This window comes from Microbulbifer sp., from assembly GCF_051659245.1.
GTDB lineage: Bacteria > Pseudomonadota > Gammaproteobacteria > Pseudomonadales > Cellvibrionaceae > Microbulbifer.
Genome location: NZ_JBOFOC010000159.1, coordinates 33,660 through 60,474 on the forward strand (window position 1 = coordinate 33,660; position 26,815 = coordinate 60,474).

Here is a 26,815-nt window from a genome sequence, read left to right on the forward strand (position 1 = left end):
GCAGACTTATACCGAGGAAGCACACCATGCCCGCTGACACGCCGCTAAACATCGCCGTATTGATCAGCATCGGCCAGCACCCGGTCTCCGGCCGCGCCCGCCGAGCCGATCAGGACGCCCGCGCGGTGGAACTGGGCCTGGACCTGGCCGGCGACGCCCTGTCGCTGATCCACGCCGGCGACGCCGGCCAGCCCGCGCTGCGCCAGTACCTGGGCATGGGGCTGGACAAACTGACCGTGCTGGAGCAGGCACCGGAGGCGGACGCCCTGCCCGCCCTGGCGCAGCACCTGGCCGACCTGCAACCGGATATGGTCCTGTGCGGCGTGCGGGCCGAGCGCGGCGAGGCCTCCGGCCTGCTGCCCTACCTGCTGGCGGAGCAGCTCGGCTGGCCGCTGGTACCGCGCATCGCCCAGATCCAGAGCGTCGACAGCGGACGCGCCCAAATACTACAGGCCCTGCCCCGGGGCCAGCGCCGGGCGCTGAGCGTTCCCCTGCACTTTATCGCCACCGTGGACAGCGCCGCCGCCGATGCCCGGCAGTACGCCTTCGGCCCCGGCAGGCGCGGCCAGCTCGAGACCCGACCCGGCGCCGCACAAATCGATGTTGCGCGCTCCGAATGGACGGAAAGCCCGGCCAAACCGAGACCCAAACGCCTGAATGTGGTCAAGGCCAAGTCCGCCGCCGACCGCTTCAAGGCGGCCACCGCCAAGCCCCAGGGCCAGGGTGGCCGCGTGTTGCAGCGGGAATCCAGCGGGGAAAAGGCCCGGGCGATACTCGACCTGTTGATCGCCGAGGGGGTGATCCGTCAATGACGTTTACGGATAACAAAACGGCGCCCGGGTGTCGTTTGCGGAATCCCCGCGGGGGCGCAAAGCAGTAGTATGAAAGTCGGGTTTCGAGGTGGATAGGCGCTAGCACCCCCCGCCCAACCGGATTCGCGGTGGATGCGCTGGCGGTGGACTCGCGCCATCCCTGGCGACTCGCCCGCTCCGCGGGCGCTTCGGCGTCCAAATCGGCAATACTGCCGATTGATATCCGCCCTACGCGTAAAGATTCGAATAACGAGCGCAACCGGGAGAAGCACTTTATGAATAACAACTCTCCATCGGCTGCGGGCGCTCCATCGGCTGCGGGCGTTCCATCCGCCGCGGGCGCTCCACCGGTTACCGGCACTGACGAGATCGACGGCCGAGGGGAGACGCAAAACCGCTCCCTCAAAGAATTAGAACTCCTTAACCCCTGTTTCGCCGTCAGCGCCGTGCTGATCCTGGTGTTCGTGCTCGCCACCCTGGCCTTTCCCGAAAAAGCCAACACCCAACTGGTGGGTGCCCGGGACTGGGTCATCAATCATTTCGACTGGCTGTTTATGGCCAGTGGCAACCTGTTTGTCCTGTTCTGCTTTGCCTTGATTCTACTGCCCATGGGCCGCATCCGCATCGGCGGCGCCGACGCCGTGCCCGACTTCACGCGCCGGTCCTGGTTTGCCATGCTGTTCGCCGCCGGCATGGGCATCGGCTTGATGTTCTGGAGCGTGACCGAACCCGTGGCCTACTACACCGGCTGGTCCGGCACCCCGTTGAATGTCGCCGCCCATACGCCGGAAGCGAAATCCCTGGCGCTGGGCGCCACCATGCTGCACTGGGGCCTGCACCCCTGGGCCATGTACGGCGTGGTGGGTCTGGCGCTGGCATTTTTCTCCTACAACAAGGGCCTGCCCCTCACCGTGCGCTCGGTGTTTTACCCCCTCCTCGGCGACCGCGCCTGGGGGCCCATCGGCCATATAATCGATATTCTCGCGGTGTTGGCCACCCTGTTCGGCCTGGCCACCTCCCTGGGGCTGGGCGCGCAGCAGGCGGCCGGCGGCCTGAGTTACCTGAGCGATATCGAGAACGGCGTCACCACCCAAATCGCCCTGATCATCCTGATCACCGCCGTGGCTATTTTTTCGGTGGTGCGCGGACTCGATCGCGGCGTGAAGGTGCTGAGCAATATCAACATGCTGCTGGCCCTGGCGCTGCTTCTGTTCGTGGTTTTTGCGGGTACATTTTCCGGCTTGTTTGCCAACCTCTCCCAACTCTTCGGCACCTATGTGCAAAACATCATTCCGCTTGGCAACTGGGTGAACCGCCCGGACGAAACTTGGCTCCACGGATGGACCGTTTTTTACTGGGCCTGGTGGATTTCATGGTCGCCCTTTGTCGGCATGTTTATCGCCCGAATTTCCCGCGGCCGCACCGTGCGCGAATTTATCACCGCGGTGCTGATCGTACCCACACTTGTCTGCGGCATCTGGGTAGCCGCTTTCGGCGGCACCGCGCTGGAGCAGGTGCAGGCCAATGTCGGTGAACTGGCCGGGGGCGTTACCGACGCCTCGCTCACCATGTTCCAGATGCTCGCCAACCTGCCGCTGGCGCCGCTGCTCTCCGCCGCCGCCATCATTTTGGTGCTGCTGTTTTTCGTCACCTCCTCGGATTCCGGCTCGCTGGTGATCGCCAGCATCACCGCTGGCGGCCGGGAAAACGCCCCCCTCTTCCATCGGGTGTTCTGGGCCACCATGGAGGGCCTGATCGCCGCCGCCCTGCTGATCGGCGGCGGCGCCCAGGCGTTGAAAGCCCTGCAGGCCGGCTCCGTCACCGCCGGACTGCCGTTCACCATCGTGCTGATTCTGATGTGTGTCAGCCTTTACAAAGGATTGAGCGACGACGTTCGTTCATCCCATCGCAGCGTTTGATAAACAGGAGATTCCGACCATGAACAGTCAACAACCCAACCGCGGCGTGGTCTACCAAGGCACCGGCAAAGTCAGCGTGGAATCCATCGCCTTTCCCGAACTGGCCTTGGGTAAACGCCGCTGTGATCACGGCGTGATTCTGAAAGTGCTCACCACCAATATCTGCGGCTCCGACCAGCACATGGTGCGCGGCCGCACCACCGCGCCCCAGGGACTGGTGCTGGGCCACGAGATCACTGGCGAGATCATCGAGTGCGGCCGCGACGTGGAATTTCTCAGCGTCGGTGATGTTGTATCCGTACCCTTCAACATCGCCTGCGGCCGCTGCCGCAACTGTAAGGAGGGCCTGACCGGCATCTGCCTGAACGTCAACCCGGCGCGGCCGGGCGCCGCCTACGGCTATGTGGACATGGGCGGCTGGGTCGGCGGCCAGGCGGAGTACGTGATGGTTCCCTACGCGGACTTCAACCTGCTGAAGTTCCCGGACGCCGACCAGGCCATGGAGAAAATCCGCGACCTGACCCTGCTGTCCGACATATTCCCCACCGGCTTTCACGGTTGCGCCACCGCCGGCGTGGGGCCGGGTTCCACCGTCTACATCGCCGGAGCCGGCCCCGTGGGTCTGGCAGCGGCGGCCTCGGCCCAATTGCTGGGCGCGGCCTGCGTGATCGTCGGCGACATGATTCCCGAACGCCTGGACCAGGCGCGCAGCTTCGGTTGCGAGACTCTGGACCTGCGTGAGGACGGCGAGTTGTCCGAGCGGATCGAGGAGATTCTGGGCGAGCCCGAGGTGGACGCCTTTGTGGACTGCGTGGGCTTCGAAGCCCGCTGCCACGGCTGTAATCACCACCAGGAACAGCCCGCAGTGGTGTTGAACTCGGCCATGCAGCTGACCCGCGCCGGCGGGCGCATCGGCATTCCCGGCTTGTATGTCACCGAAGACCCCGGCGCCCAGGAGGACGCGGCCAAGCTAGGCTCGCTGAGCATGCGCTTCGGCTTGGGCTGGGCGAAATCCCACGCATTCTTCACCGGCCAGTGCCCGGTAATGAAATACCATCGGCAATTGATGCAGGCGATTCTGTTCGACAAGATTCAGATCGCCAAGGCAGTGAATGTGCAGATGATCAGCCTGGATCAGGCGCCGGAGGGTTACGCGGATTTCGATGGCGGCGCAGCCAAGAAGTTTGTGATCGATCCGCACGGTGCGGTTGCGGCGTAAGGTTAAAGGGACAATAGCAAGAGCCCATCGGAACGCGATGGGCTCTTGCTGCGCTCGTTTGCCCATCTGCAAATCCGGAAGCCTGTTTGAAGCCGCTTCACAGGCCCACCAGCGGCCTGCTACGGCGGCAGCGGTGGCGAAAGCTGCACCGAACAATCCGGCTACAACTACTACCACAATACCACCGGTCGCGCCTACAGCACCGGCAACCAGACGACCCCGGACTACTTCGCCAACGGTAGCGACACCCCCATGCCCGGTGCCACCTGGAAACCCAGCCGTAGGGTGCGCCGTGCGCACCAAAAAGTCTGAAACCCGCGCGAGCCCTGGGGAAGCCCCCGGTTCCTGCACTAGAATCCAGCGGAGAAGCGATTTTTCTACTGGTGAAAGGAGGTGTTGTATGAACACTCCGAGAGGTGGCCTGCGCGTGGCCAGCGTGCTGTTCGGGCTGATGGCCCTGGGCCAGCTGTGGCGGGTATTCGCCACCCCGGAAGTATTGGTTGGCGGCGCACCCATGCCCGTCTGGCCGAGCGTACTGGCGCTGATAATCCTCGCAACACTGTGCATCTGGCTGTGGAGGCTCTCCAACAGGGCCTGAGACAATCGTCTGTAAGCGGTTTCCCATGGGTGGGTAGCGCCCGCTGGAACTAATTCCCGCTACTTACAGCGCCCCCGGCGGGGCGCTATAATCCCGCTCTTCAGAAAGACCCGGCTTTTTGTCGGGTCTTTCCGGTTGTGCCACTGAAAACCGGGAGTTCTCCACTTGTTCGCCTCCGCCCTGCGCCAATCCCTCACCGACGGCAGCCTTTTCGATACCCTGCCGCGCAACCTGATCGCCGGAATCACCGTCGGCATAGTGGCACTGCCGCTGTCCATGGGGCTCGCCATCGCCAGTGGGGTACCGCCGCAGCACGGGCTCTATACCGCCATCGTGGGCGGTATCGTGGTGGCACTGCTGGGCGGTTCGCGGGTGAATATCTCCGGTCCCACCGCCGCCTTTGTGGTGGTGCTGCTGCCGGTGGTGCAGCAGTTCGGCCTCGGCGGCCTGCTGATGGCTGGCCTGATGGCAGGGCTGATCACCATCGGGTTTGGCCTGCTGAAACTGGGGCGGCTGATCCAGATTATCCCCTACCCGGTCATCGTCGGTTTCACCTCCGGTATCGGCACGGTGATCGCCTTTTTGCAGATGAAGGACTTCCTCGGCCTGCAGCCGGAACCGGGGGGCACACATTTTCTGCAGCAACTGGGCGCACTGGCGGCAGCGCTGCCCAGCTTTCGCTGGCAGGAATTCGCTATCGGTGCACTCACCCTGGGCATGTTGATATTGTGGAAAAAGGCACCCGGCCGCATTCCCGCCTACCTGGTGGCGCTGCTGGTGGGCAGTCTCGCCGCCGCGGTGTTCAACGGCAACGCCGACCTGCCGGACGTGGACACCATTGCCTCGCGCTTCCGCTTTTCCCTGGGCGGTGTCGAGGGCAGCGGAATACCGCCGGTGGCGCCACACTTTTTGCTGCCCTGGCAATTGCCGGGGCCGGACGGCACACCCATCGGTTTCAGTTGGGAACTGCTGCGCGCGCTGATCGGACCGGCGTTTTCCATCGCCCTCCTGGGCGCGCTGGAATCCCTGCTTTGCGCGGTAGTGGCAGACGGCATGAGCGGCCAGCAGCACGATCCGGACGGCGAACTGGTCGGTCAGGGAATGGGCAATATAGCGGTGGCTTTCTTCGGTGGCATCCCGGTCACGGCGGCTATCGCGCGTACAGCGACCAACGTGCGCTCCGGCGGCAGCACCCCGCTCTCCGCAGTGGTGCACGGACTGTTTGTGCTCCTGGCCATGCTGTTGCTGGCCCCCTGGCTGTCGCTGATTCCGATGGCGGCGATGGCCGCGGTGCTGTTGGTCGTGGCCTGGAATATGAGCGAGGCGGGCCACGCACTGCATATCCTGCGCCGGGCGCCGCGGGCGGACGCCGCGGTGCTGCTCACCTGCTTCGCGCTCACCGTGGCGATCGATATGCAGGTGGCGGTGGCCGCGGGCCTGGCGCTGGCCTCGGTGCTGTTTATCCGCCGGGTGACCGAACTGACGCAGACCACATTGATCACACCCCACGAGGAAGCGGAACACCAGCAGGCAAAAGGGGTAGTGCTCTACGACCTGGACGGCCCACTGTTTTTCGGCGCCGCCTACAAGGCCCTGAAAATCGTCACCGCGGTGGACCGCGATGTGCACACGGTGGTGCTGGATATGCGGGATGTTGCGGTGTTGGATGCCACCGCCATGGAAAACCTGGAGGCTATCGCCAGGCACCTGGCCGGGCGCCACACCACCCTTTACCTGATCCACGTGCAGCCCACTCTGGTAAAGAAAATGCGCCGTTACGGGCTGCTGGACGCAACCACTCCGACCCGGCTGGCCAGGGATTACCGGGCAGTCCTGAGTCAGCTGAGCAGCGCTTAGGCACTTGGGTGATTTTTTGTGCAAACTGTTGTACAATGGCCGATTCACGTAGAAAATCGGGACATTTATTGTGGCCAAGAAAGCTTCCAGCGCTTCCAAACGCAAGCAACCCACCACCCTCGAGAGCCGCGAGAATATCGAGGAGCAGGTGAAAGCCTTCCTCGCCGCCGGCGGTGAAATCCAGCAGGTACCGAAGGGAGTGAGTGGCCAGACCAGCACCTCCGGCCCCAAGCATATTACCCTGGGTAAGAAACCCCGCAGTTAACAGTGGTTAGTGGCCAGTGGTGAAAAGCACCGAGGGTGAAAAGCACCGACCACTAACCGCCATCCACTAGCCTCAGGGCATTTCCTCCAGCTCCGCTCCCTCCTTCACCGGTGGCATCATGTCCTCCCGGGTGATTCCCAGCAGCATCAGTGTGTTGGCGGCCACGTAGATGGAAGAATAGGTACCCACCCACACGCCGACAATCAGCGCCAGCGAGAAATTGTGAATCAGCTCGCCGCCGAAAAATTGCAGTGCCATCAGCACCAATAACGTTGTGGCGGAGGTCATCAAGGTTCGGCCCAAAGTCTGGCTCAGGGAAATATTGATAATTTCCTCCGGGCTGGCCTTGCGCACCTTGCGGAAATTCTCGCGGATGCGGTCCGATACCACGATGGTGTCGTTCAGAGAGTAACCGATCACCGCCAGCACCGCCGCCAGTACCGTCAAATCGAAATCCAGTTTGAGCAGCGCGAAAAAGCCCAGCACGATTATCACATCGTGGGCCAGCGCAGCCACCGCGCCAATGGAAAACTTGTACTGGAAACGCAGTGCCACATAGGCCATCACCACCACGAGGGCAAACAGCATTCCCAGGCCGCCGTCGTCGCGCAGCTCTTCACCGATCTGCGGGCCGACCATTTCCACCCGGCGCAGCTCCACCCCACCGTCAGCACGTTGGCGCAGTACATCCACCACATTGTCGCCGATGGACTCCGTCGCCTCTTCATCCCGCGCGCTGCGCTGGGTCTGCTCCTCCGCCACTTCCGGCGGCAGCTTGATCAGCAGCTCGTTGTCGGAACCGAAGCGCACCACAGTGGCACCGGCATAGCCGGCATCCACCAGTTGACTGCGCACGTCCTCAATGCGCGGGGGATTTTCATAGCCCACCTCCACCTGGGTGCCGCCGGTAAAGTCCAGGCCGAACTGCAGGCCGTTCACCGCCAGCGCGGCGATGGAGGCGATTAGCAGAGTGATGGAAAAGGCCGCGGCCAATTTGCGCCAGCGCATAAATTCGAACACGCGCTTGCCCATATACTCGGTGATCCTGCCGTTTTCCACTGTTGTTTCAGTGGCTTTGCTTTTGCTCTCACTCACGGTCGGCGCTCCTATATCCAAAGCTTCTGTACACGGCGGCCGCCGTAGAACAAGTTGATCAATGCCCGCGTACCCATAATGGCGCTGAACATAGAGGTCAGGATGCCGATGGACAGGGTCACCGCGAAGCCCTGTACCGGGCCGGATCCGATCGCATAGAGGATCACCGCGACGATCAGGGTAGTGATATTGGCATCCACGATAGTGCTGTAGGCATTGTCAAAACCGGCCGTGATCGCCGATTGCGGTGGCATACCGTTGCGCAGTTCCTCCCGTATTCGCGAGAAGATCAGCACGTTCGCGTCCACTGCCATACCCACGGTAAGCACGATACCGGCGATACCCGGCAGGGTCAGGGTGGCGCCGAGGATCGACATCACCGCCACCAGCAGCACCATATTCATCGCCAGCGCAATATTGGCGGCCAGGCCGAAGGCGCGGTAGAACAGCAGCATGCAGATCACCACCGCAAGCAGGCCTATCTGTACCGATGTGACACCCACCTCGATATTGTCCGCGCCCAGCGACGGGCCGATCACCCGCTCTTCCACAAAATACATGGGCGCGGCGAGGGCGCCAGCGCGCAGCAGCAGAGCCAGCTCCTGGGCGTCCGCCGGGCTGTCCAGGCCGGTGGTGCGGAACTGCCGGCCGAGGGCGCTCTGCACTGTGGCCAGGCTGATGATCTTCTTGTCGTCGGTGCGCTTCTGCACCACGATTTCATTGCCTTCCGCATCCACTCTGGTTTCCGGGGTAAAGCGGCTTTCGATAAACAGGGTGCCCATGCGGCGGCCGACATTTTTCCAGGTGGCGCGGTGCATCATCTCGCCGCCGCGGGAGTCCAGGGTGATGTTCACCTGCGGGAAACCGCTCTCGTCATACCCCACACGGGCGTCGGTCACCCGCTCGCCGGTGATGATCACCTTGCGCTCCAGCCAGGCGCCGCCGTACATCTGGCGGTCCCGCTCGTTGCGGTATTCGAAATATTCCTTGTTGGTCACCAGCGCGTCCTGGCGCGCCTCCATGCGGAATTCCAGGTTGGCGGTCTTGCCGATAATGCGCTTGGCCTCGGCGGTGTCCTGCACCCCCGGCAGTTCCACCACGATGCGGTTCCGCCCCTGGCGCTGCACGATGGGTTCGGCCACGCCCAGTTCATTGACCCGGTTGCGCAGGGTGGTGAGGTTCTGGGTTACCGCGTAGTCCTCCAGTTGCTTGATCTCCTGGTCGGACAGGGTCGCGCGCACCTCCAGGTTCTCACCCCTGCCGGCTTCGGCCAGCTGCAGCTGCGGGAATTCCTTGCGCAGGGTGGACATGGCCAGGTCGCGCAGTTCCTCACTGCGGAAGCGGGCGACGATCTCACGGTCGTCCACCAGGTCCACGCTGCGGTAGCGGGCGTCCGCCGCGCGCAGCTTGGCTTTTACGTCGGCCTCGTAGCCTTCCATATTGGTTTTCACGATGGAGTTGGTGTCCACTTCCATCAGGAAGTGCACGCCGCCGGCCAGGTCCAGGCCCAGCTTCATCGGGCTGGCGCCCAGGTTGCTCAGCCATTCGGGGGTAGTAGAGGCCAGGTTCAGGGCCACCACATAGTCACCGTGCCCCAGGGCCTCCTGGATGGCGCGTTTGGCGGGCAGTTGCTCCTCAATGGACTCGAGGCGCAGCAGCACGGAGTTTTTATCGCCGACCTCGCCGCCGAAATACTCGATACCGGCCTCATCGAGGGCCTTTTCCGCCCGCTCCAGCACCGCCGGCCCGATACTGGTGGTGCTGGACTGGCCGGAGATCTGCACTGCGGGGTCCGGTGCGTAGAGATTGGGGGCGGCGTACAGGAAGCCGAGGCCCGCAACCGCGAGAATCAGGAGGTACTTCCAGAAGGGGTAGCGATTCATGCTGCTCTCATTGTTGTATTCAGGCCCGGAAGGCCGGTCATTCGCGACAGTGTCGGGAGATATGCGGGCGGCCCCCGCGGATTGCAAGACGGCGCCGCCTCCCCCGAATCGGGGGCCGATTATACGGGCATCCCCTCGCGGTACAAATCGAAGGGGACACGGGCCCCAGCCCGGCAAACGGGCTGCAGGCCCGTCCGGGCGAAAGCGGAGTTAGCCCCTACACGGCCAGCGGCGGCACTTCGCGGCCCAGTCGGCGGTAGAAGTCCACTACGAAAGCCTCCAACCCGCCCGCGGCAATCGCATCGCGCAACCCCTGCATCAACCGCTGGTAGTGGCGCAGATTGTGGATGGTGTTGAGCTGCGCCCCCAGTATCTCTCCGCAGCGATCCAGGTGGTGCAGGTAGCTGCGGGAAAAGTTCTCGCAGGTGTAGCAATCGCAGCCGGGCTCCAGCGGGCCGATGTCGTGGCGGTAGCGGGCATTGCGGATCTTGACCACGCCCTCCGCGGTGAACAGGTGGCCGTTGCGCGCATTGCGGGTGGGCATCACGCAGTCGAACATATCCACCCCGCGGCGCACCGCCTCGACGATGTCCTCCGGCTTGCCGACTCCCATCAAATAGCGGGGCCTGTCCGCGGGCATCCTGCGGGGCAGGTGGTCGAGGATTTTGATCATTTCCTCTTTCGGCTCGCCCACGGACAGCCCGCCGATGGCGTAGCCGTCAAAGCCGATTTCGCTGAGCCCTCTCAGGGAGACATCCCGCAGTTCCGGGTACATTCCCCCCTGAACTATGCCGAACAACGCGGAGGGGCTGTCGCCGTGGGCTTTTTTGGAGCGCTCCGCCCAGCGCAGCGACAACTCCATGGACTTGCGCGCCTCGTCGGATGTGGCCGGATAAGGGGTGCACTCGTCGAAGATCATCACGATATCCGCACCCAGTTCCCGCTGCACACGCATGGATTCCTCCGGGTCCAGGTACACCGGGCTGCCGTCCACCGGGGATTTGAAGGAAACCCCCTCCTCGGTGATCTTGCGCATCTGCCCCAGGCTGAACACCTGGAAGCCGCCGGAATCCGTGAGGATGGGGCCGTGCCACTGCATAAAGTCGTGCAGGTCGCCGTGTTCCTTCACCACCTGGGTCCCCGGGCGCAGCATCAGGTGGAAGGTGTTGCCGAGAATAATCTGCGCGCCGATGGCCTCGATATCCCGCGGCAGCATGCCCTTGACGGTGCCGTAGGTGCCCACCGGCATAAACGCCGGGGTTTCCACCACGCCGCGGGGAAAGCGCAGGCGCCCGCGGCGGGCCAGGCCGTCGGTGGTGTCCAGTTCGAATTGCATGAAACAGTGGCGGGTCAACGGATAGCTCCTCGTCGGTCGGGACCACGGGACCCGGGACCCGGGACCCGGATTGAAAGCCCGAAGGCCGCGAAGAATCTTCGGGTTCTTTTCCAACTTTTGAGCGCGAGCACCGGACTATTCATCGGCACCACCTGTCTCGCGCCCGGGACCCGGGTCCCTAGTTCCCGGGTCCCGCCTGTTAATCAACATCGCATCCCCGTAACTGAAGAAACGGTACTTCTCTTTTACCGCCTCGCGATAGGCACTCATCGTCTGCTCGTACCCGGCGAAGGCGCTCACCAGCATCAGCAGGGTGGACTCCGGCAGGTGGAAGTTGGTGATCAACCGGTCCACCACCCGGAACTGGTAGCCCGGGTAGATAAAGATATCCGTCTCGCCCACAGTGGGCTTCAGTTCGCCGCTGGCCGCGGCGCCTTCCCCTTGAGCCGCGGCGCTTTCCAGCGCGCGCACACTGGTGGTGCCCACCGCCGTCACCCTACCGCCGCGGGCACGGCAGTCCGCCACCGCCTCACAGACCCGTTGGGGCACATCCAGCACCTCGCTGTGCATCCGGTGCTCGAAGATATTGTCCACCCGCACCGGCTGGAAGGTGCCCGCCCCCACATGCAGGGTCACGAAAGCGGTTTCCACCCCCATTTCGCGCAGGTGGTCCAGCATCTCGTCATCGAAATGCAGCCCCGCCGTGGGGGCCGCCACAGCGCCGGCGGTGCGGCTGTAGACCGTCTGGTAACGCTCCCGGTCGGTATCGTCGTCGGGCCGGTCGATATAGGGCGGCAGCGGCATATGCCCCAGGCGCTCCAGCACCGGCAACACTCCCTCCGCGGGGAATTCCAGCTCGAACAACGCCTCGTGCCGGGCAGTCATTTGCAGCGGCGTGCCGTCCTCCAGCAGTATCTCGCTGCCGGGTTTTGGGGACTTGCTGGCGCGGATATGCGCCAGCGCCCTCCCCCCGTCCAGCACCCGCTCGATCAGTATCTCCAGTTGGCCGCCGCTGGACTTGCGCCCGTACAACCGCGCGGGAATCACCCGCGTATCGTTGAACACCAGCAGGTCCCCCGGCGCCACCAGCCCCGGCAGCTCAGCGAATCGGTGGTGCTCCAGCGCGCCACTGGGACCGTCCAGGCACAGCAGGCGGCTGCCGCGGCGCTCCTTTGCGGGAGCACGGGCGATCAGCTCGTCGGGCAGCTCGAAGTGGAAATCCTGGCGGCGCATGGGCTCAGTGTAGGCAGTTGGCAACGGCGGCGAAGGGTACCCGAAATCCGGTTGACCGTCTAAGGGTGATGGCTATAATTGCTACCCCGCTAAGCCAGAGTGGTGAAATTGGTAGACACAGGGGATTCAAAATCCCCCGCTAGCGATAGCGTGCCGGTTCGAGTCCGGCCTCTGGTACCAAATACGAAAGCCCGCGCTTGCATTGCCAACACGGGCTTTTTTGTTACACGCTTCGCTCCGCCAAGGCGAAGCGTCAAGGACAGATCATCAAAAGGAAGCCTAATGACCATTCCCAGGCAGCCTCTCTGGGCGGTACTACTCGCTATCCTCTCCTCGATACTGATCGCCAGCTGTGAACTGGACAAAGGCACAGACCAAACCGCCTTCTTCGCCGACTACAAGTCATACCAAAACGACGGTCTGAATTTAGACTACCCCAGCACCTGGACCCTGGCTTATGACAGCACTCCCTCCATCTACACCACTCGAGGTATAGGTTTCGAGATTTCAGAGTTCTCCTCAGCAACCATTCTGATTGAAAAGGATAAAGAACTCAGACTCAGCCAGGTAATGGATCGTTTTATCGACGAGCTCCAGTTAGAAGCCAAAGACACCATAGAGGGCTTCACACGAAGCACCGCAAAAGTTAATGGGCACCCCGCTGAAACCATCACATGGAAAGACACCTTCTTAGGGGAAACTCACTATGAACTCACAGTCACAAAAGTAATCGATAACCCATACGACGTTTTTGCGGTTTTCAGCTTAAGTGATGAAGACATAAAAACAGCAAGACCACACCTGACCATCATCACCAGCAGCATAGAAATAAACTAACAAATGGAACAACGGTGTCCGGCAAAGGGTCGAGCTTTGGATTGACACAGCATTCCGTGATGATTGGTTAGTGCTTTTGTGAAACCAAGGAGAAATGATGAAGAAGTTGCCACAATGGAAAACTTTGTTGAAAAACTTTCCTGACAAGCCCGCAGGGGAGGTTTTCACGGAGATTGGAGGTAAAGTTAAGCTGAATTACGATATAGGTGTGTTTAGCAATGCTTGTGCGACCAGAATATCAAAGGCCTTAAACCATTCTGGAGAAATGCACCAAATTCCCTTTTATAAGACACAAGACAGCCATGGAAATGATGTAGTCCAGGTGTCATCTGGAGGGAAGAAGCTTTGGTATATATACAGAGTTAGAATACTTGCTCAGTATCTTCGGGAGGCCTACGGGCCGCCTAGACTAATATCTTCTGATACTTATAAGACAGATCTCGCAGGCAAAAAGGGGATAATAATCTTTGAGGTTTCCGGCTGGACCGATGCGACCGGACATGCGGACTTATGGGATGGGGCGGCATGTGTCGGGTCAGATTATGGTGAGAGGGCTAGTCGAATAATGTTTTGGGAGGCATTCTGATGTCAAAGGTTGGCTTTCTTTTTCCGGTGCTTTTTGTTCTTGCTTCCTGTGCACCATCACCCAATAGCGGGGAAGGTGATCAAGAGGTGTTGTACCAATATGCTCAGGCAAGCTGCTTATTTTGGCATTTCAAGGAGAAGGGCTACGATACCGATGATATACGATCAATAACCGGTGGAATTGTCGAACGCAGTAATATTTCAGCAGAAAAATTCCAGGAAATATCGCTGTTTGTTAAAAGTTACTCTCCTCAACTGGAGTCCAAAAATAACATTAGCGTGTCTTTAAACAAGTGTTTTCACCTAAAGCAAAGTGAGGGCCTGCAAGAAATTATCGACAAGTAAATCGCTGGCAAGACAAGGCACACTTTCTTTCCGGGGACGGCCTTTTAGGCTCAACAGCACAGCTCAATACTGCCAAGAAGCATTCGCCAGCGGCGCCCGATTCAGCAAGTCGCGCCGCTCGCGCCAGTCTGGCAGGTATTGATCCATCAAGGCTCTGAAACGGTCATTGTGGTGGCGCTCAAACAGGTGCACTAACTCGTGTACCAGGATATATTCCAGGCACTCCGGCGGTTTCTGCACCAACTCCAGGTTCAGCCAGATGCGACGCGACGCAGCATTACAGCTGCCCCACTTGGTCTTCATGCGTTTGATTTGCCAGGCACAGCCCTTCAGGTCCATCTCGGGTAGCCAGTAGTCCATCAGCCGCGCCACCTCCTGTTTCAATTCCCGTCGATACCAGGCGTCCAACGCGCGCTGTCGCCCCTCTCGCTCCGTGCCGGGGCCGACAAACAGCTGCAGTTTCGCCCTCCCCTTTTGCCGAACCTCATACCGGCCCCGCCACTCGATCACCTCAAGCCGGTAACGCCGACCGAAGAAATAGTGGCTCTCGCCGCTGACCATTTCCCGTTGCGACAAGCGCGGCTGCTCAGCGAAACTCTGCTGCTGTTTTCTGATCCAGGGGATTCGCTGCACTATGGCGCGGCGGACAGCGTTGTCGGACAAGTGATCGGGTGCGGATACACGCACCGCGCCCTCGGGCGGGTGTACGCTGATATGCAGGTTTTTGATAGCCTTCCGCGTGAGGATCAGCTCGACGCTGCCCACCCGCATGGTGGTCCCGCTCACTGATACTCCTTCTGGGCCCTGGCCAGCTCCAACACCTGCTTAATATCCACGTGATAACCGGCCTCCTCGCGGATGGCGTTGGCGACTTCACGTTCCTTGAAGCGATCACCTACCCAATCGGCCTTCCTGGTGTGACGAATGGCAGTGTCGAGCTTGATGGCCAGCACCTCGTCCTTGCCCAGATTGTCGTAGAGGGCGCGCTTACCGGGCGTATCCATGGACGGCGGATAACGGTCGCCGCTGGTGCCGGCGGGATCAACCACTCTGCCCGCCAACTCGCGCACCTTCTCCAGATAATCCTGATAATCGACGGCCCGCCGGCGGCGCAGTTCAATCAACTCCGCTAACAGTTCGGACATCCGCTCGTAGTATTTGGGGTTAACCGGGTTTTCATCGACGATGGCCTTGCGGATATTGTTCTCGATGGTTTCCGCCATGGCCTCCTCATCTTTGCGGATATCCTCCGGCAGTTTCTCGAAGCCTTCCTCACCGCGGTTGACGATCAGCTCGACCAGCCCCAGCTCCTCGAAATCCATTAGCTGCTCACTGTCTTCCGCGCGGATAAACATATCCAGCAGCTGGCGCATGCCCGGCTCGAAGCGCTTCATATCCACCAGGTCGCCACTGGCACACTTCACCTCGTCGCGCGCCTTCTCGAAATGGGTAACATCCTGCCTGATTCTTTCTATCTGCGCCGCGCTGTACCCTGCCTCGCCCATTTCGCCGACGAGGTTGGCATAGGCGCGCAGCAGTTTGGCCACAGTCTGGTAGAAGGCCAGGCGCAGCGCCTCCTTCTCCGCGCGCGCATCCGCCTCCATAGTGCCTTCGCCGCAGAAATAGCGGATATAATCGGCGGTATTGCGCGGTGCCCGCACCGGCTCACAGAGGGCGCGCACCACTTCCAGGGCATTATCCAGATCCTCCCTGGCCTCGCTCAGGCGGTTTTTCAACAGGCCCTGCACGTCCTCCTTGTCATAGTTTTCGAAGGCGTCCGAGGTGTAATCCTCAATGGACTTTTCCAGTGACCTGAACAGATCCTTGTAATCGACGATATAGCCGTAGGTCTTATCGTCACCGTCCAGGCGGTTGACCCGGCAGATGGCCTGAAACAGGTTGTGATCTGCCATTCTCTTATCGATATAGAGATAGGTGGCGGAGGGGGCATCGAATCCGGTGAGCAGCTTGTCCACCACGATCAGCAGGCGCATCTGCCCCGGCTCCTTCTTGAACCGCTCCTTGACCTTGCTCTCAAATTCCTCCACCCGCTTGGCTGCCTCATCCTCCGGCTGTTCGAAGAAGTCAGCGAGCATCTTGCGGTAGGTATCGTACTTGAACAGCTTTTCCGTCAGTCCCTCGCCGGTCTCCTCGCCCTTGATATCAGCGGGCGCCGGTTTGTAGCTGGTGACGATGGCGCATTGCCCGGCCAGTTCCGTATGGCTGAAAATCTCGTAGATCTTGCAAGCCTGGTAGACGCTGGTACACACCAGCATGGCGTTGCCGCGGCCATCCATCAGCCGCGGTTTTGTGCTCATATCCATCAGGATATCGTTGGCGATCTGCTCCAAACGGCTCTTGCTGGACAGCAGCTTCTGCATGGAACCCCACTTCTGCTTCAGCAGGGTTTTCCCCAACGGGCTCAGATCCCTGGTTTTAGACTCAAACCAGTCATCCACCTTCTTCTGCGAGGTGATCCGCTGATCGATATCCCTCGCCTCATAGCGCAGGTCCAGCACCACCTCGTCCGCCACCGCTTCGTCGAACTTGTAGGTGTGGATATAGGGGCCAAACACCTGCAGGGATTGCTTCTTGTCTTTCCGCATCAGCGGCGTGCCGGTAAAGCCGATAAACATGGCCGTCGGCAGTATCTTCTTCATGGCCTCGTGCAGCTTGCCGGACTGGGTTCGGTGGCACTCATCCACGAACACGAACAGGTCACCCTTGGCACGGAAGTCCTCCGGCAGGCTGGCGGTCAGCTCGCGGATAAACGTATCAGTGGCCTTATCCCGCTCGCTCTCGCTGTCATTCTCACCACCGCGGCCGAACTTATGCACCAGGGAGCAGAACAGCCAGGGATTCACCTCGTTCAGGGTGGCAATCAGGTCCACCCCGCTCTTTGCCCGGTAGATATCCTCATCTACCCCGCTGAACACCTGCTCTATCTGCTCGTCCAGTTCGGCGCGGTCGGTAACGATCAGCACCCGCGCGTTGGCCGCATGCTCGCGAATCCACTTGGCCAGCCACACCATGGTCAGGCTCTTGCCGGAACCCTGTGTATGCCAGATGATGCCGCCCTCGCGGCGGTAGATACGCTCCTGCGCGGCGCGCACGCCGAAATACTGGTTGTGGCGGCAGATTTTCTTGATACCGGCATCAAAGACGATAAAGTCGTGCACCAGCTCCAGCAGGCGGCGCTTGCCGCACAGCAGGCACAGGTGCTGATCCAGTGGGCTCTCGTAGGGACTGGGAAAGCGCTCCTCCTTCCACTCCAGGTAATATTTCTCCGCCGTTTCTATGGTGCCGTAACGCAGCCCCTGGGTGTCGTTGCCGGCCAGCACCAGCTGCACGGTGGTGAAAAAGTTGCGGATAAAATCCTTTTTCTGGTTGTCCAGATTCTGGCGAATGCCCTCGGAAACCGACACCGAGGAACGCTTCAGCTCCAGCACCGCCAGCGCTATGCCGTTTACATAGAGCACCACATCCGGGCGCTTCTTGTTTTCGCCCTTGACGGACACCTCTTCGGCGATGGCGAAGTCGTTATTCTCGGGGTTCTGCCAGTCGACCAGCCACACAGTCTGGTTCAGCTCGCCAGTGCCCTCCTTGCCCTTTACCCCGTAGCGCAGCAGGCGGTAGACCTCCTTGTTGGCGTAGTAGAGCTTTTTCCCCTCTCCCAGGGAAGCCGCATCATCCAACTGGCGCAGGGCGCGATTGATCAGCGCCTCGCTGACACCGCAGCCCCGCAACCAGGCGGAGAGGATTTCCGGCTCGATATTGCGGTTGTTGTCGCGCTCCAGCCCATCGTCCAGGTAGCGATAGCCCAGGTCCTCCTGGAACAATTTGATTACGCGATTCTGGGTAATGCGCTCCCGTTGGCCGACATTGCTCATAGCAACTGCTTTCCCTTGGCTGTGATCCTGTATTTCTGTTTGGAGCTCTTGGGCTTGTCCGGCATTGTCATCTCAATCACCCCGATTTCCAAAGCGGGGGCAATATAGGCCTTCCGCACATGCTCGGCATTTGCCAAACCCAAAGCCCGCTGGATATCCTGGCGGGACATCTCCCCTTGCATCGCCTTCAACAATCTCCCCACTTCCGTGGTGACTTCCGTGGTGACTTCCGTGGTTAATTCTTGAGTAGTGGCCTGACCGGCCAACTCTTCAAGGTAGGTCTCGGGGTAGTGAAACACCGTCCACAGGCCGCCGGTTTCCAGCTTCCACTCCGGAATGGGGCAGCCACCCTTCTTACAGGCATCTACAATCCGCTCGATACCCCGCCCCCAGGACTCAATCAGGCCCGCGCGGAAAAACACATTGGCAATGTCCGGATTGAAGGGTTTGGAGGCATGTTTGGCCAGCAGATCCGCCATCGTCCAGTTATCCGGCAGTACCCCTGGATTCCAGATCATCAGGCGATCCGGGTAGACGCTGATCTGAATGGGAATGGCACTCGCGTAATCCTTGTGCACCACCGCATTCAACAGGGCCTCGCGCAGGGCGGGCATGGGCACGGGGTAGGTCTCCAGCCGGTGCAGGCCATCGTAGCTGATCAGGGCCTTCAGGTACTTGAGCCTCAGCACATCCAGTGCCTGATCAACCTGGGCGAACAGGTCCCCGTGGATTTCGTCCTGGTAGCGCAGGTCCGCATGGCCGCGCTCAAAGTAGCCGATCTTGATATAGGCGCCGGTGACATACTGCTCCGGGTCCGGATGGAACAACAGGGCTGCTGCCCGCTTGAGGTAGTCGCCGCTCACCAGGCGCAGGCGCTCCAGCAGCAGCCCATCGGTATCCTGCAATACCTGCTCCGGCAGGCGCTGGCTGTTGATAGCCCACTGCCGGAACCGCTTGAGGACCGCAGTGTTCAGATCCCCGACCTCGAGGCCGGGCACCGGCACACCGTCCCAGTGCAGCCCCTGCCTGCGCAACAGAAAACGATCCAGGGCGGCGCCCTTCAGTTCCTGCTTGGTACTACCGCTGCGATAGTGATATTCGCCCTTGTAGCTGATGGGATAGGGATAGGGCTCCACCCGTACCTCAATCACATCCCGCCCGTCGCGCTCCAGCAGGTTTACGTCCACGACTATGCCCAGCAGATCGCGCACCTTGTTGGGAATATCCTCCAACAGCTTGGCGGCATTGCGCACGCCAATAGGCCGGCCGTCATCATCCATCCCCAGCAACAGTACACCGCCCTCGGCATTGGCAAAGCCGCTGATCCACCTCAGGTAGTCATCCTTCCATTGACGCTTGAATTCGGTGTGCTGGGATTCTTTCATGCTGGTTTTAGTCTTTTAACAGCTTGAAGCTCACCTGGTAGCGGTAGAAGTCGATATTGCCGGTCACGCTCAGGGCGCGGCGCAGGCGCAGGTCATCTTCCAGGGCGATGATCACGCCCCTCACCTGCTGGCCCGGTTCCGCCAGTTCCTCTTTGACGTAGCCCATGTAGCGCTGGACCTGCCCCACCACCACGTCGCTGGCGCGGCCGCGCTTCAGCTCCACCACCAGCAGGGTCTGCTGGTTTTTGCTGATGGCGAGGATATCGATGGGGCCGGTGTCCGAGGGATACTGTTGGCCAACCAGTTCGCCGTCTTCGCTGAAGATCTCGTAGTCCCGGCCCAGTTCGGTGTACTGCCAATTGGCGACCAGAAAGTCCTCCAGGTGTTTTTCCAGCGCGAATACCGTCGGGTCTTCGACGTTTTCGTCGCTGTGCACCAGCGCCGGCGGCTGTTGGCCTTTGAGCAGGCTCTCCAGCTCGTCGGCGTATTTGCTCAGGTTGCTGACGGTGCCGATGGAGCCGGCGGACCTCCGGACCGGTTCGCTCAGTTCGTCGCGGGCTATGCCCTTGTCGAACCAGTTGATTCTGCGCCGGTGGGGCAGTATGCCATCGGGCGTATAGAAATAGTCGCCGGCCACCTCTCCCACGCGGTAGAGGCCCTGGCCGTTGGGACAGAGCACTATGTCGCCGGCCTGCATGCCCTTGCAGATGGTGTGCAGCATGCCGCAGGCGAGGCCGGCGGTGACCTTGCTCTTGTCCGGCCTGCTCTGCAGGAAGACGGGGATCAGCTCGCGATTGAACTCCCGCCAGTCCTCCGACAACTTGCCGGTAAGATCGACCTCGATACCCCAGTCGCCGCCGATAAAGCCCTCGCGGAAGCACTCCTCGGCATGGGCGCTCCCGGGGCCGGCCATAATGCGGTAAAAGCCGCGTGTGGGGGTCATGCCGTGGCCTCCTCTGGTTGCACCAGGCGGGTCTTGCCAGTGAGCAGTTGCTGCATCATGCCCTGTTTGATCTGGCGGGTTTTGGCTAATCGCTGTTGCAGGGTGTGGATCTCGTGATCCATTTCAGAGACAACCGTTGATATTGCTACTTGTTCCTCAAGTGACCCCGGCAGCATGATAGCCACCGAACTAAGCGCGCTAGCGCTGATATGGACTACGGCATCACCCTGTCCGCGACTTGCTTTTTGTACGGAAACATAGGGGGAATTGAGACAGTAGCCAAGATAGACAGGGTCGCAATTTCTGGGCGATAGGATCACAATATCCCCGCCAGCGTATGCCTCAAATTCGTCCAGAAAGGCAGCCGCCTTCCCGATCTCTTCCTTAGTCTCACCTGAACCAGCAAAGAGAATATCCCCCTGCTGCAGTTTCTGAGCTGATAATGCTACTGATCGCGAAATGAATGAGGAGTACTCTCGAATAACGTCATTGTGCTTCGTGTACAACTCACCGTATCTAACACAAGGAATTTCACCGCTGTTTGCCTCTGCTCTGCTTATTCCGCTTCCTTTTGAAAACGATCCGATACTGGCCAAAGAAACCGCTCTCCAATCCTCCGGAATCTCCCCCAGCTCGCTCTGCTTGGTGCCCTTGGGCGTGCCGTCCGGACGCTTGGCGAACTGCGGCAGGCGGGTCTTGCCGGTGAGCAGTTGCTGCATGGTGGCGGCTTTGATGGCCTGTTTTTTGGCGATCAGTTTTTCCAGACTTTCAATTAGGGCATCGGTATCCGAAAGCGCACTGGCAATGTGTCTTTGCTCACATAGAGGCGGTGAAGAAAATTTAATTGCTCGAACACCATCAAGGTTCATCCCTGCCTTAGCGCCCTGATCTGTAGCTCCCCTAAATAGTTTTTGGACCGACTCGCTGGCCAAATAGTAAGAAAGAAACTTAGTGTCTACCTCGTTTCTGCCAAACCTAACCATAGCGATATGCTGGTTAATATACGCAGGTTTTTCTATTTCTTCATTTACGTAACCGATAATACCTATATCCGCGGTAATTGAGATGAGAATATCACCATCCAACAGTTGTGTTCTTTTACCCTCGGCTGACTCTTTTGGGAGGGCAACATATTTGGTATCCCTCAAGTCCAAATAAATGGATTCCCGACTTAGGTTCGTGATGCGGATAAAAGGGTTCCCGAAGTCAGCGTAATATTCAGCCCACCCCCGGGAACCGCTGGTGACAAATGGAGAGAAACTGCCAACAGTTCTCACTTCCCAATCCTCTGGAATCACCCCCACTTCTGTCTGCTTGTAGCCCGGCGGGCAGGCGCTTTCCGCCCGCTGCACCTTCTGCAAGTCCACCAGATACTTGGCGCTGGCCTCCGCCACTTGATCACTTTGCGCCATGACTACCACTCCAGTCCCATGGCCCGCAGATGCCCGGCCACCCTGTCGCTGAGCGTTTCCACCTGCGCGGTCAACTGCGGCAGCGGCTCGGCATAGCGCTCCTCCAGCTGCTTCACCCGATTGGCCAGCTGCTGGGTCACCCGCTCTATCTCGGCGTTGATACCGGCTTCGAGGCTGGCGAGCCATTTGTCGTCGATCAGCAGCGTTTGGATTTCCCGCTCGCTGAGCTTGGGATACTTGGCCAGCACCAACTTATCCAGTGTTTCCTGCGCTTCTTTCAGGGCCTTTTTAGCCGCGGCCTCGGCCTCGAACAGCTTCTTGGCCTGTTTCAACGCTTGTTTTTCCTCGGCATCCGCGGTCTCTTTCAGACGCGCGCCGGCGCTCGCCTTGGTGATCTTGTCTTTGTCGTTGACGGCCTCGCTGAGCAGCCCTTCTTCTCCGCCCTGCTCCTCCAGGTAGCTTTCTAGTTCCGCGCTGGCCGCGTCCAGGCGGCGCTGGGCGGCATCGACCTGCGCCAGTTCCGCCGCAAAAAAACACTCGGCGATCAGCCTTGGGGGTATGGCGTCCGCCTTGTATTTGACCTTGTTCAACACTAGGTCCGGGGTCTCCTGCAGCTTTTCGCCTTTCCTGGCCGAGAGTACGCGCAGTTGCGCGGCGGCCCGCCAGCCGCCCTGGGCGATCAGGTATACATCGTCCTGCATGGTCTCCGCCCAGTAGTCCATCAGTATCTGATAGACGTCGTAGCGGCTGAGCAGGGGCACGGGGATATAGGCGGCGAGCAGTGCCTCGGAGATCCCGTGGATAAATTCCTTGGGCTTATCGCCCCGCTTGAGTGCTGAAAACGGCTGGGCATCCGCCCATTGGCTGAAGGGCAGCAGCGCCCGATCGCGGAAGGCGGTGAACTCCGGGTGCGCGAGCAGTGTGGCCTTGACCTGGGCCGGTTGCACCAGCGCCCTGCTGTAGCCGTCGCGCCCCGCTTCATCAAAAGGCGCAAACAGGGTCCGACGCAGGCTGGGGAATACCCGCCAGAAGCTCTTTAGCTGGTCCAGGTCGCGCTCGGGGATGCCGCCCCGCAGGTGCGCGCTGAGGTCGTGCAGGTCCTCGGGCTCGGAGGCATCGATATAGCGCGGAATGTTCAGGTTGTAGTCGTTGGCGGCTATCTCGCTCAACGGCACCATGCGGCTGTAGCGCGGCAGCTGGGTCTGTTTGGTGAAGACATCGACAATCTTGTGGATGTCCTGGCTGCGCAGACGGTTCTTGTTGCCGTCTTTGATAAAGCCCTTGCTGGCATCGATCATAAAAATGCCGCTGCGGGCCCGGGCGTGTTCCTTGTCTACCACGATGATGCAGGCGGGGATGCCGGTGCCATAGAAGAGGTTGGCGGGCAGGCCGATGATGCCCTTGATATAACCCTGTTTGAGCAGGTTCTCGCGGATGCGCGCCTCGGCGTTGCCGCGGAAGAGCACGCCGTGGGGCAGGATCACCGCGCCCTTGCCGGTGCTCTTCAGCGAGGCGAGGATGTGCAGCAGGAAGGCGTAGTCGCCGTTCTTCTCCGGCGGCACGCCCCAGGTGAAGCGACCGAACTCGTCCTCGGCGGGGTTGAGGCCGTTGCTCCAGTTCTTGTTGGAAAATGGCGGGTTGGCCACGGCGAAGTCGAAGGTCTTGAGCCGGCCGTTGGTGTCCTTCCACTGGGGCTCCGAGAGGGTATTGCCCTTCCAGACCTTGGCGGTGGCGTTGTCGTGCAGGATCATGTTCATGCGCGCCAGGGCGCTGGTGGCGTTGTCCATCTCCTGGCCGAAGATGGACAGGCCGCGCGGGGCCTCGTCGCTGGCCTTGAGCAGCAGGGAGCCGGAGCCGCAGGTCGGGTCGTAGACGGTGGCGAACTGGGGGGTGTCGCCGGTGATGCCCACCACCTTGGCGAGGATGCGGGACACTTCCGCGGGGGTGTAGAACTGGCCCTTGCTCTTGCCGGACTCGGTGGCGAAGTGGCGCATCAGGTATTCGTAGGCGTCCCCCAGCAGGTCGTCGCCATCGGCGCGGTTGGCGGATAGGTCCATGCCCTCGAACAGGCCGACCAGCTTGGTGAGCCGGTCCACCATATCCTTGCCCTTGCCGAGCTTGTCTTCGTCGTTGAAGTCGGCCACATCGATCACGCCCTTGAGGTCATTCTCCTCGGCCAGGGCGCTGATGATTTTGTTCAGTTTATCGCCAATCTCCTTGTGCCCCTTGAGGGCGACCATGTCGTCGAAGCCGGCCCCTTTGGGAACCTGGATCATGGCGTAGGGGTTGTCCCTGGCCTTGTCGGACACGTACTTCATAAACAGCAGGGTGAGCACATAGTCCTTGTACTGGCTGGCGTCCATGCCGCCGCGCAGCTGGTCGCAGCTGGCCCAGAGGGAGGCGTAGAGGGCGGTTTTCTTGATGGCCATGTAAGCGGGTACTTCTCTTGGGTAGTTGTTGTCTTGGGGCCCGGAGTGCGGCCCTGATATGGCGGAACATGCCCGCCGGTGCAGGGGCACAAGGGTGCCACGGGAAAGGGGATTTGCAAAGGCGGGGAGGCGTAAGCGGCCCGCGGCTGTGCGGGCTTTACTGATCAGGCTTCCATCTGTTCCCGCCTTCCCCGCATCCGGCTCTGATACTCGTTGAGTGCGGGGAGGCCGGTCAGCATTCCCAGGCTCTCCAGCAACTGCCTGGCGGCCAGGCGCCCCGCTATGCCGCCGCTGATTTTGACGGTTTCACCGCCGACACGCTGCAGCAGCAGATCGAAGTACTCGACGCTGACCTTGTCGGTGCCGCTGGTGGAACCGCTGCACCTCAGGCAGAGTCCGCGCAGGCTGGCGCGCGGCCAGTACCGCTGTTTTTTCTCTCGGCCGAAACGGAACAGTTTATGGGTCGCGCCATCGCGGTCGATCAGGGTTTCGAAACCGGTGACCCGCATATTGACACCGATAGCGCCGATCAGCAGGCCGAAGCCGGCAAATACTATCGGAAAGAAAATCGGCGCACCGGCGTAGCCTGCGCCGATGCCGAAAGCGCCGAACACAATGCCGAACAGGATCAGTGGCCAGGCCAGCTTCTGCTTGCCCGGAGCCTGCCTGATCAGCACGCCGCCGTCGCGCTGCTCTATATCGAGCAGCGCCTCCAACTGGGCGGTGAAATCTTTCTGGGCCTCGGCCACCCGCACGCCGGCCAGCTGCCGCGCCAGGCTCTGGTTAGCGGTTTCCGGCACTGGCGCATGGCGCTCACTGGCGGCCGCCGCGGTCGCACGGGTCCTGAATACCGGGATTTCGTAGCGGCGGTCGAAATTCACCCCCGACAACTCCCCTTTCACGTCCAGTGCCCACCAGCAGCCGTCGCCATCGTCGGCGCGGGACTGGGGCAAGCCCTCGGGCACCGCGAAGGCAAAATACACCCGCGAGCCGCGCCCGGCGTTCCGGACCTTGCCCCGGGTCGCCAGCTCCCAGTGGCAGCTGGTGGTAGTTTCGCGCTCTTCGCCCCAGCGGGTGGTGGTGGTTGTCATCTGCTTGAGGGTGATATGGAACTGGGCGCCGAGCCCGAAGCGACGCGGGAATTCCAGCCAGCCGGAGACCCTGCCGCCTATCTCGCCGGGAAAGGGATTCAGCAGCACTGGTATCCGGCCGAAGCGGTAGTGTTCCAGTGTTTTCCTGACGGCCTTGTACAGTAAAAAGCAGCCAGCGGCGACGAAAACCAGGGCGAGCAGGCTCAGGTAATTGCCCCTGCGCAGCTCCCGCGATACCCCCATCAATATAGGCGGGCTGAACCCATTGAAAACAAGGGCGAACAGCCACCAGAACCACAGCGCCGCCCTGTTGTTGGAGTAGATTCCCTCCGGCGACCACCCGGGCTTTGCGAGCCAGGGTTTCTCCGACAAGGCCGCGGCTTCCACTGCCGGTCTTTTGCGCCAGGTCAGGTAAATAATGCCGGCGCCGATAATCATGAATACCGAGGTCAGAATGCCGGGGAAAAGAACCATTCCCCAGCGCAGGTTGCGGTCGATCACAGACTCATCGGGATTGTCGGGATTCACCCAGGCGCGCACCCAGTCGCCGTGAAACTGCGCGTAGGACAGGTGCTGGTACATATCCTGCTGGTAGCTGCCAATATTGTCGGAACCCGTATACACATTGACCCTGTAACCCCGGTAGCTTCGACCGCGAAACCCGAAGCGATAGCTGGCCTCGACCCTGTAGGTGGTGGAGTCATCGCTTTGGTGGGATTCCAGCTCGGCCTTCAACACATACGCCTGCACCGGCTGCCAGTTCCGCATCTCGACACGGTCAAACAGGGTCTTGCCGACAAACAGCACGAAAAAGCCGAGGCCGGCCGCGAAGAATATTGCCCCGAACAGGGTGGCTACCAGCTTGGATTCTTGTTTTCTTGCCACTCCTGTCCTCCGTGAAATGGCCGGTTTGGGGCCGACCAGCTTAGCACAGTAGTGCAGCGATCGTGGGTCACCGCCCGCGGAATGGACATCACCGAGGCGGCGCCGACTCCCTGAACGAAGCGCAGTGCGATCAGCCACTCGATGCTGGGCCCGAAGGCGCAGCCAATGGACGCTGCCGCGAAGAGCACTCAGGGAAAAGCACGGATTCTGGCAGGATAGGCACCATTACCAAGCCCGGGCTGGCGGTCAGCCTTTGCATTAACCCTCCCGAAGACCGCGGCGTCAGTATTTCCAGTACTTCTGCATCTTCAGGAACATAAACGACGCGGTCCAGGTGATCATCATCAGGCCGGTGAGCGCCTCCAGGCCGGCGGTAAAGCGCAGCTGGCCCATCGGCTCTATATCGCCGTACCCCAGGGACGTATAGGTGGCAAAGGAGAAATAGGCGCAGTCGATCAGGCTGCCGTCGAAATTGCCCTCGAGGGTCTCGAAGTAATCCGAGTGCACCATAAAGAAATAGCCCAGGGCAAACAGCCACATCTCGACAATATGCGCGAGCAGCGCGCCGAATACGCCGATCAATACTGCCGCATTGCGCCGGACGGAAAACTTCTGCCCCAACAGAAAGAGACTGTTTAACGCCTCGTGGTGGATCAGCACTGTCATCGCCACCAGGAAACTGTTGAGCAGGAAGGCTACCAGCATCTAGTGTGGTGTCTCCTATTAAATGGTCATATCAGCGGGCCGCTAAGCGGCCAGGTGCAAGGCGCATTTGCGCAGGCGTAGCCGGCTACGT

21 protein-coding genes and 1 tRNA gene are annotated in these 26,815 nt (G+C 60.7%); 10 read left to right on the forward strand and 12 right to left on the reverse strand.

Going from position 1 to position 26,815, the window contains the following annotated elements; translation table 11 throughout:
* Positions 1-26: 26 nt before the first annotated feature.
* The 6 genes from etfB to ACRC0P_RS15640 all read left to right on the forward strand — a co-directional run bounded on the left by etfB (position 27) and on the right by ACRC0P_RS15640 (position 6,670).
* On the forward strand, positions 27-812 hold the full coding sequence (etfB, locus tag ACRC0P_RS15615) for an electron transfer flavoprotein subunit beta (RefSeq protein WP_438632231.1): 786 nt from the start codon (positions 27-29) through the stop codon (positions 810-812).
* Positions 813-1,087: 275 nt separating this feature from the next.
* On the forward strand, positions 1,088-2,731 hold the full coding sequence (locus ACRC0P_RS15620) for a BCCT family transporter (protein ID WP_438632232.1): 1,644 nt from the start codon (positions 1,088-1,090) through the stop codon (positions 2,729-2,731).
* 19 nt (positions 2,732-2,750) lie between these two features.
* Positions 2,751-3,950: a formaldehyde dehydrogenase, glutathione-independent gene (gene fdhA / locus ACRC0P_RS15625; protein ID WP_438632233.1), complete on the forward strand. Its 1,200-nt coding sequence runs from the start codon at positions 2,751-2,753 to the stop codon at positions 3,948-3,950.
* A gap of 400 nt (positions 3,951-4,350) precedes the next feature.
* Positions 4,351-4,548 carry a hypothetical protein gene (locus ACRC0P_RS15630; RefSeq protein WP_438632234.1) on the forward strand — a complete coding sequence of 66 codons (198 nt, stop codon included), beginning with the start codon at positions 4,351-4,353 and terminating at the stop codon, positions 4,546-4,548.
* Positions 4,549-4,713: 165 nt separating this feature from the next.
* The gene (gene dauA / locus ACRC0P_RS15635; RefSeq protein WP_438632235.1) at positions 4,714-6,405 is read left to right on the forward strand and encodes a C4-dicarboxylic acid transporter DauA; all 1,692 of its coding nucleotides are present in this window, start codon (positions 4,714-4,716) and stop codon (positions 6,403-6,405) included.
* A 70-nt stretch (positions 6,406-6,475) separates the two neighbouring features.
* Positions 6,476-6,670 (forward strand): hypothetical protein, encoded by a 195-nt coding sequence (locus ACRC0P_RS15640; protein WP_308368261.1) that lies wholly within the window; start codon positions 6,476-6,478, stop codon positions 6,668-6,670.
* A 72-nt stretch (positions 6,671-6,742) separates the two neighbouring features.
* On the opposite strand, the gene secF is transcribed toward ACRC0P_RS15640, so the two are convergent.
* The 4 genes from secF to queA all read right to left on the reverse strand — a co-directional run bounded on the left by secF (position 6,743) and on the right by queA (position 12,217).
* The gene (gene secF / locus ACRC0P_RS15645; protein ID WP_438632251.1) at positions 6,743-7,702 is read right to left on the reverse strand and encodes a protein translocase subunit SecF; all 960 of its coding nucleotides are present in this window, start codon (positions 7,700-7,702) and stop codon (positions 6,743-6,745) included.
* Positions 7,703-7,776: 74 nt separating this feature from the next.
* Positions 7,777-9,648 (reverse strand): protein translocase subunit SecD, encoded by a 1,872-nt coding sequence (gene secD / locus ACRC0P_RS15650; protein ID WP_438632236.1) that lies wholly within the window; start codon positions 9,646-9,648, stop codon positions 7,777-7,779.
* Between the two features lie 217 nt (positions 9,649-9,865).
* Positions 9,866-10,984, reverse strand: coding sequence for a tRNA guanosine(34) transglycosylase Tgt (tgt, locus tag ACRC0P_RS15655; protein ID WP_438632252.1), 1,119 nt, complete (start codon positions 10,982-10,984; stop codon positions 9,866-9,868).
* A 135-nt stretch (positions 10,985-11,119) separates the two neighbouring features.
* Positions 11,120-12,217: a tRNA preQ1(34) S-adenosylmethionine ribosyltransferase-isomerase QueA gene (queA, locus tag ACRC0P_RS15660; protein ID WP_438632237.1), complete on the reverse strand. Its 1,098-nt coding sequence runs from the start codon at positions 12,215-12,217 to the stop codon at positions 11,120-11,122.
* Between the two features lie 93 nt (positions 12,218-12,310).
* On the opposite strand from queA, the gene ACRC0P_RS15665 reads away from it, so the two are divergent.
* From ACRC0P_RS15665 to ACRC0P_RS15680, 4 genes are all read left to right on the forward strand, one after another.
* Positions 12,311-12,397, forward strand: a tRNA-Leu gene (locus tag ACRC0P_RS15665).
* Between the two features lie 102 nt (positions 12,398-12,499).
* Positions 12,500-13,054 (forward strand): hypothetical protein, encoded by a 555-nt coding sequence (locus ACRC0P_RS15670; RefSeq protein ID WP_438632238.1) that lies wholly within the window; start codon positions 12,500-12,502, stop codon positions 13,052-13,054.
* A gap of 94 nt (positions 13,055-13,148) precedes the next feature.
* Positions 13,149-13,640: a type VI secretion system amidase effector protein Tae4 gene (locus ACRC0P_RS15675; protein WP_438632239.1), complete on the forward strand. Its 492-nt coding sequence runs from the start codon at positions 13,149-13,151 to the stop codon at positions 13,638-13,640.
* Positions 13,640-13,984, forward strand: coding sequence for a hypothetical protein (locus tag ACRC0P_RS15680; protein WP_438632240.1), 345 nt, complete (start codon positions 13,640-13,642; stop codon positions 13,982-13,984). The genes ACRC0P_RS15675 and ACRC0P_RS15680 overlap by 1 nt, the downstream gene beginning before the upstream one ends.
* Before the next feature lie 63 nt (positions 13,985-14,047).
* On the opposite strand, the gene ACRC0P_RS15685 is transcribed toward ACRC0P_RS15680, so the two are convergent.
* From ACRC0P_RS15685 to ACRC0P_RS15720, 8 genes are all read right to left on the reverse strand, one after another.
* Positions 14,048-14,770, reverse strand: coding sequence for a M48 family metallopeptidase (locus tag ACRC0P_RS15685; protein ID WP_438632241.1), 723 nt, complete (start codon positions 14,768-14,770; stop codon positions 14,048-14,050).
* Positions 14,767-17,874, reverse strand: a complete 3,108-nt coding sequence (locus ACRC0P_RS15690; RefSeq protein ID WP_438632242.1) for a type I restriction endonuclease subunit R — start codon at positions 17,872-17,874, stop codon at positions 14,767-14,769. The genes ACRC0P_RS15685 and ACRC0P_RS15690 overlap by 4 nt, the downstream gene beginning before the upstream one ends.
* Positions 17,871-19,259 carry a Fic family protein gene (locus ACRC0P_RS15695; RefSeq protein WP_438632243.1) on the reverse strand — a complete coding sequence of 463 codons (1,389 nt, stop codon included), beginning with the start codon at positions 19,257-19,259 and terminating at the stop codon, positions 17,871-17,873. The genes ACRC0P_RS15690 and ACRC0P_RS15695 overlap by 4 nt, the downstream gene beginning before the upstream one ends.
* A 7-nt stretch (positions 19,260-19,266) precedes the next feature.
* Positions 19,267-20,202: an endonuclease NucS domain-containing protein gene (locus ACRC0P_RS15700; protein WP_438632244.1), complete on the reverse strand. Its 936-nt coding sequence runs from the start codon at positions 20,200-20,202 to the stop codon at positions 19,267-19,269.
* On the reverse strand, positions 20,199-21,614 hold the full coding sequence (locus tag ACRC0P_RS15705; RefSeq protein ID WP_438632245.1) for a restriction endonuclease subunit S: 1,416 nt from the start codon (positions 21,612-21,614) through the stop codon (positions 20,199-20,201). Before ACRC0P_RS15705 ends, ACRC0P_RS15700 begins: the two co-directional genes overlap by 4 nt.
* Positions 21,615-21,616: 2 nt before the next feature.
* Positions 21,617-24,043, reverse strand: coding sequence for a type I restriction-modification system subunit M (locus ACRC0P_RS15710; protein ID WP_438632246.1), 2,427 nt, complete (start codon positions 24,041-24,043; stop codon positions 21,617-21,619).
* Between the two features lie 164 nt (positions 24,044-24,207).
* The gene (locus tag ACRC0P_RS15715; RefSeq protein WP_438632247.1) at positions 24,208-26,019 is read right to left on the reverse strand and encodes a DUF3592 domain-containing protein; all 1,812 of its coding nucleotides are present in this window, start codon (positions 26,017-26,019) and stop codon (positions 24,208-24,210) included.
* Positions 26,020-26,301: 282 nt separating this feature from the next.
* Entirely contained in the window at positions 26,302-26,724 is a 423-nt protein-coding gene (locus ACRC0P_RS15720) for an ion channel (RefSeq protein WP_438632248.1), read from the reverse strand.
* Positions 26,725-26,815: the final 91 nt, after the last annotated feature.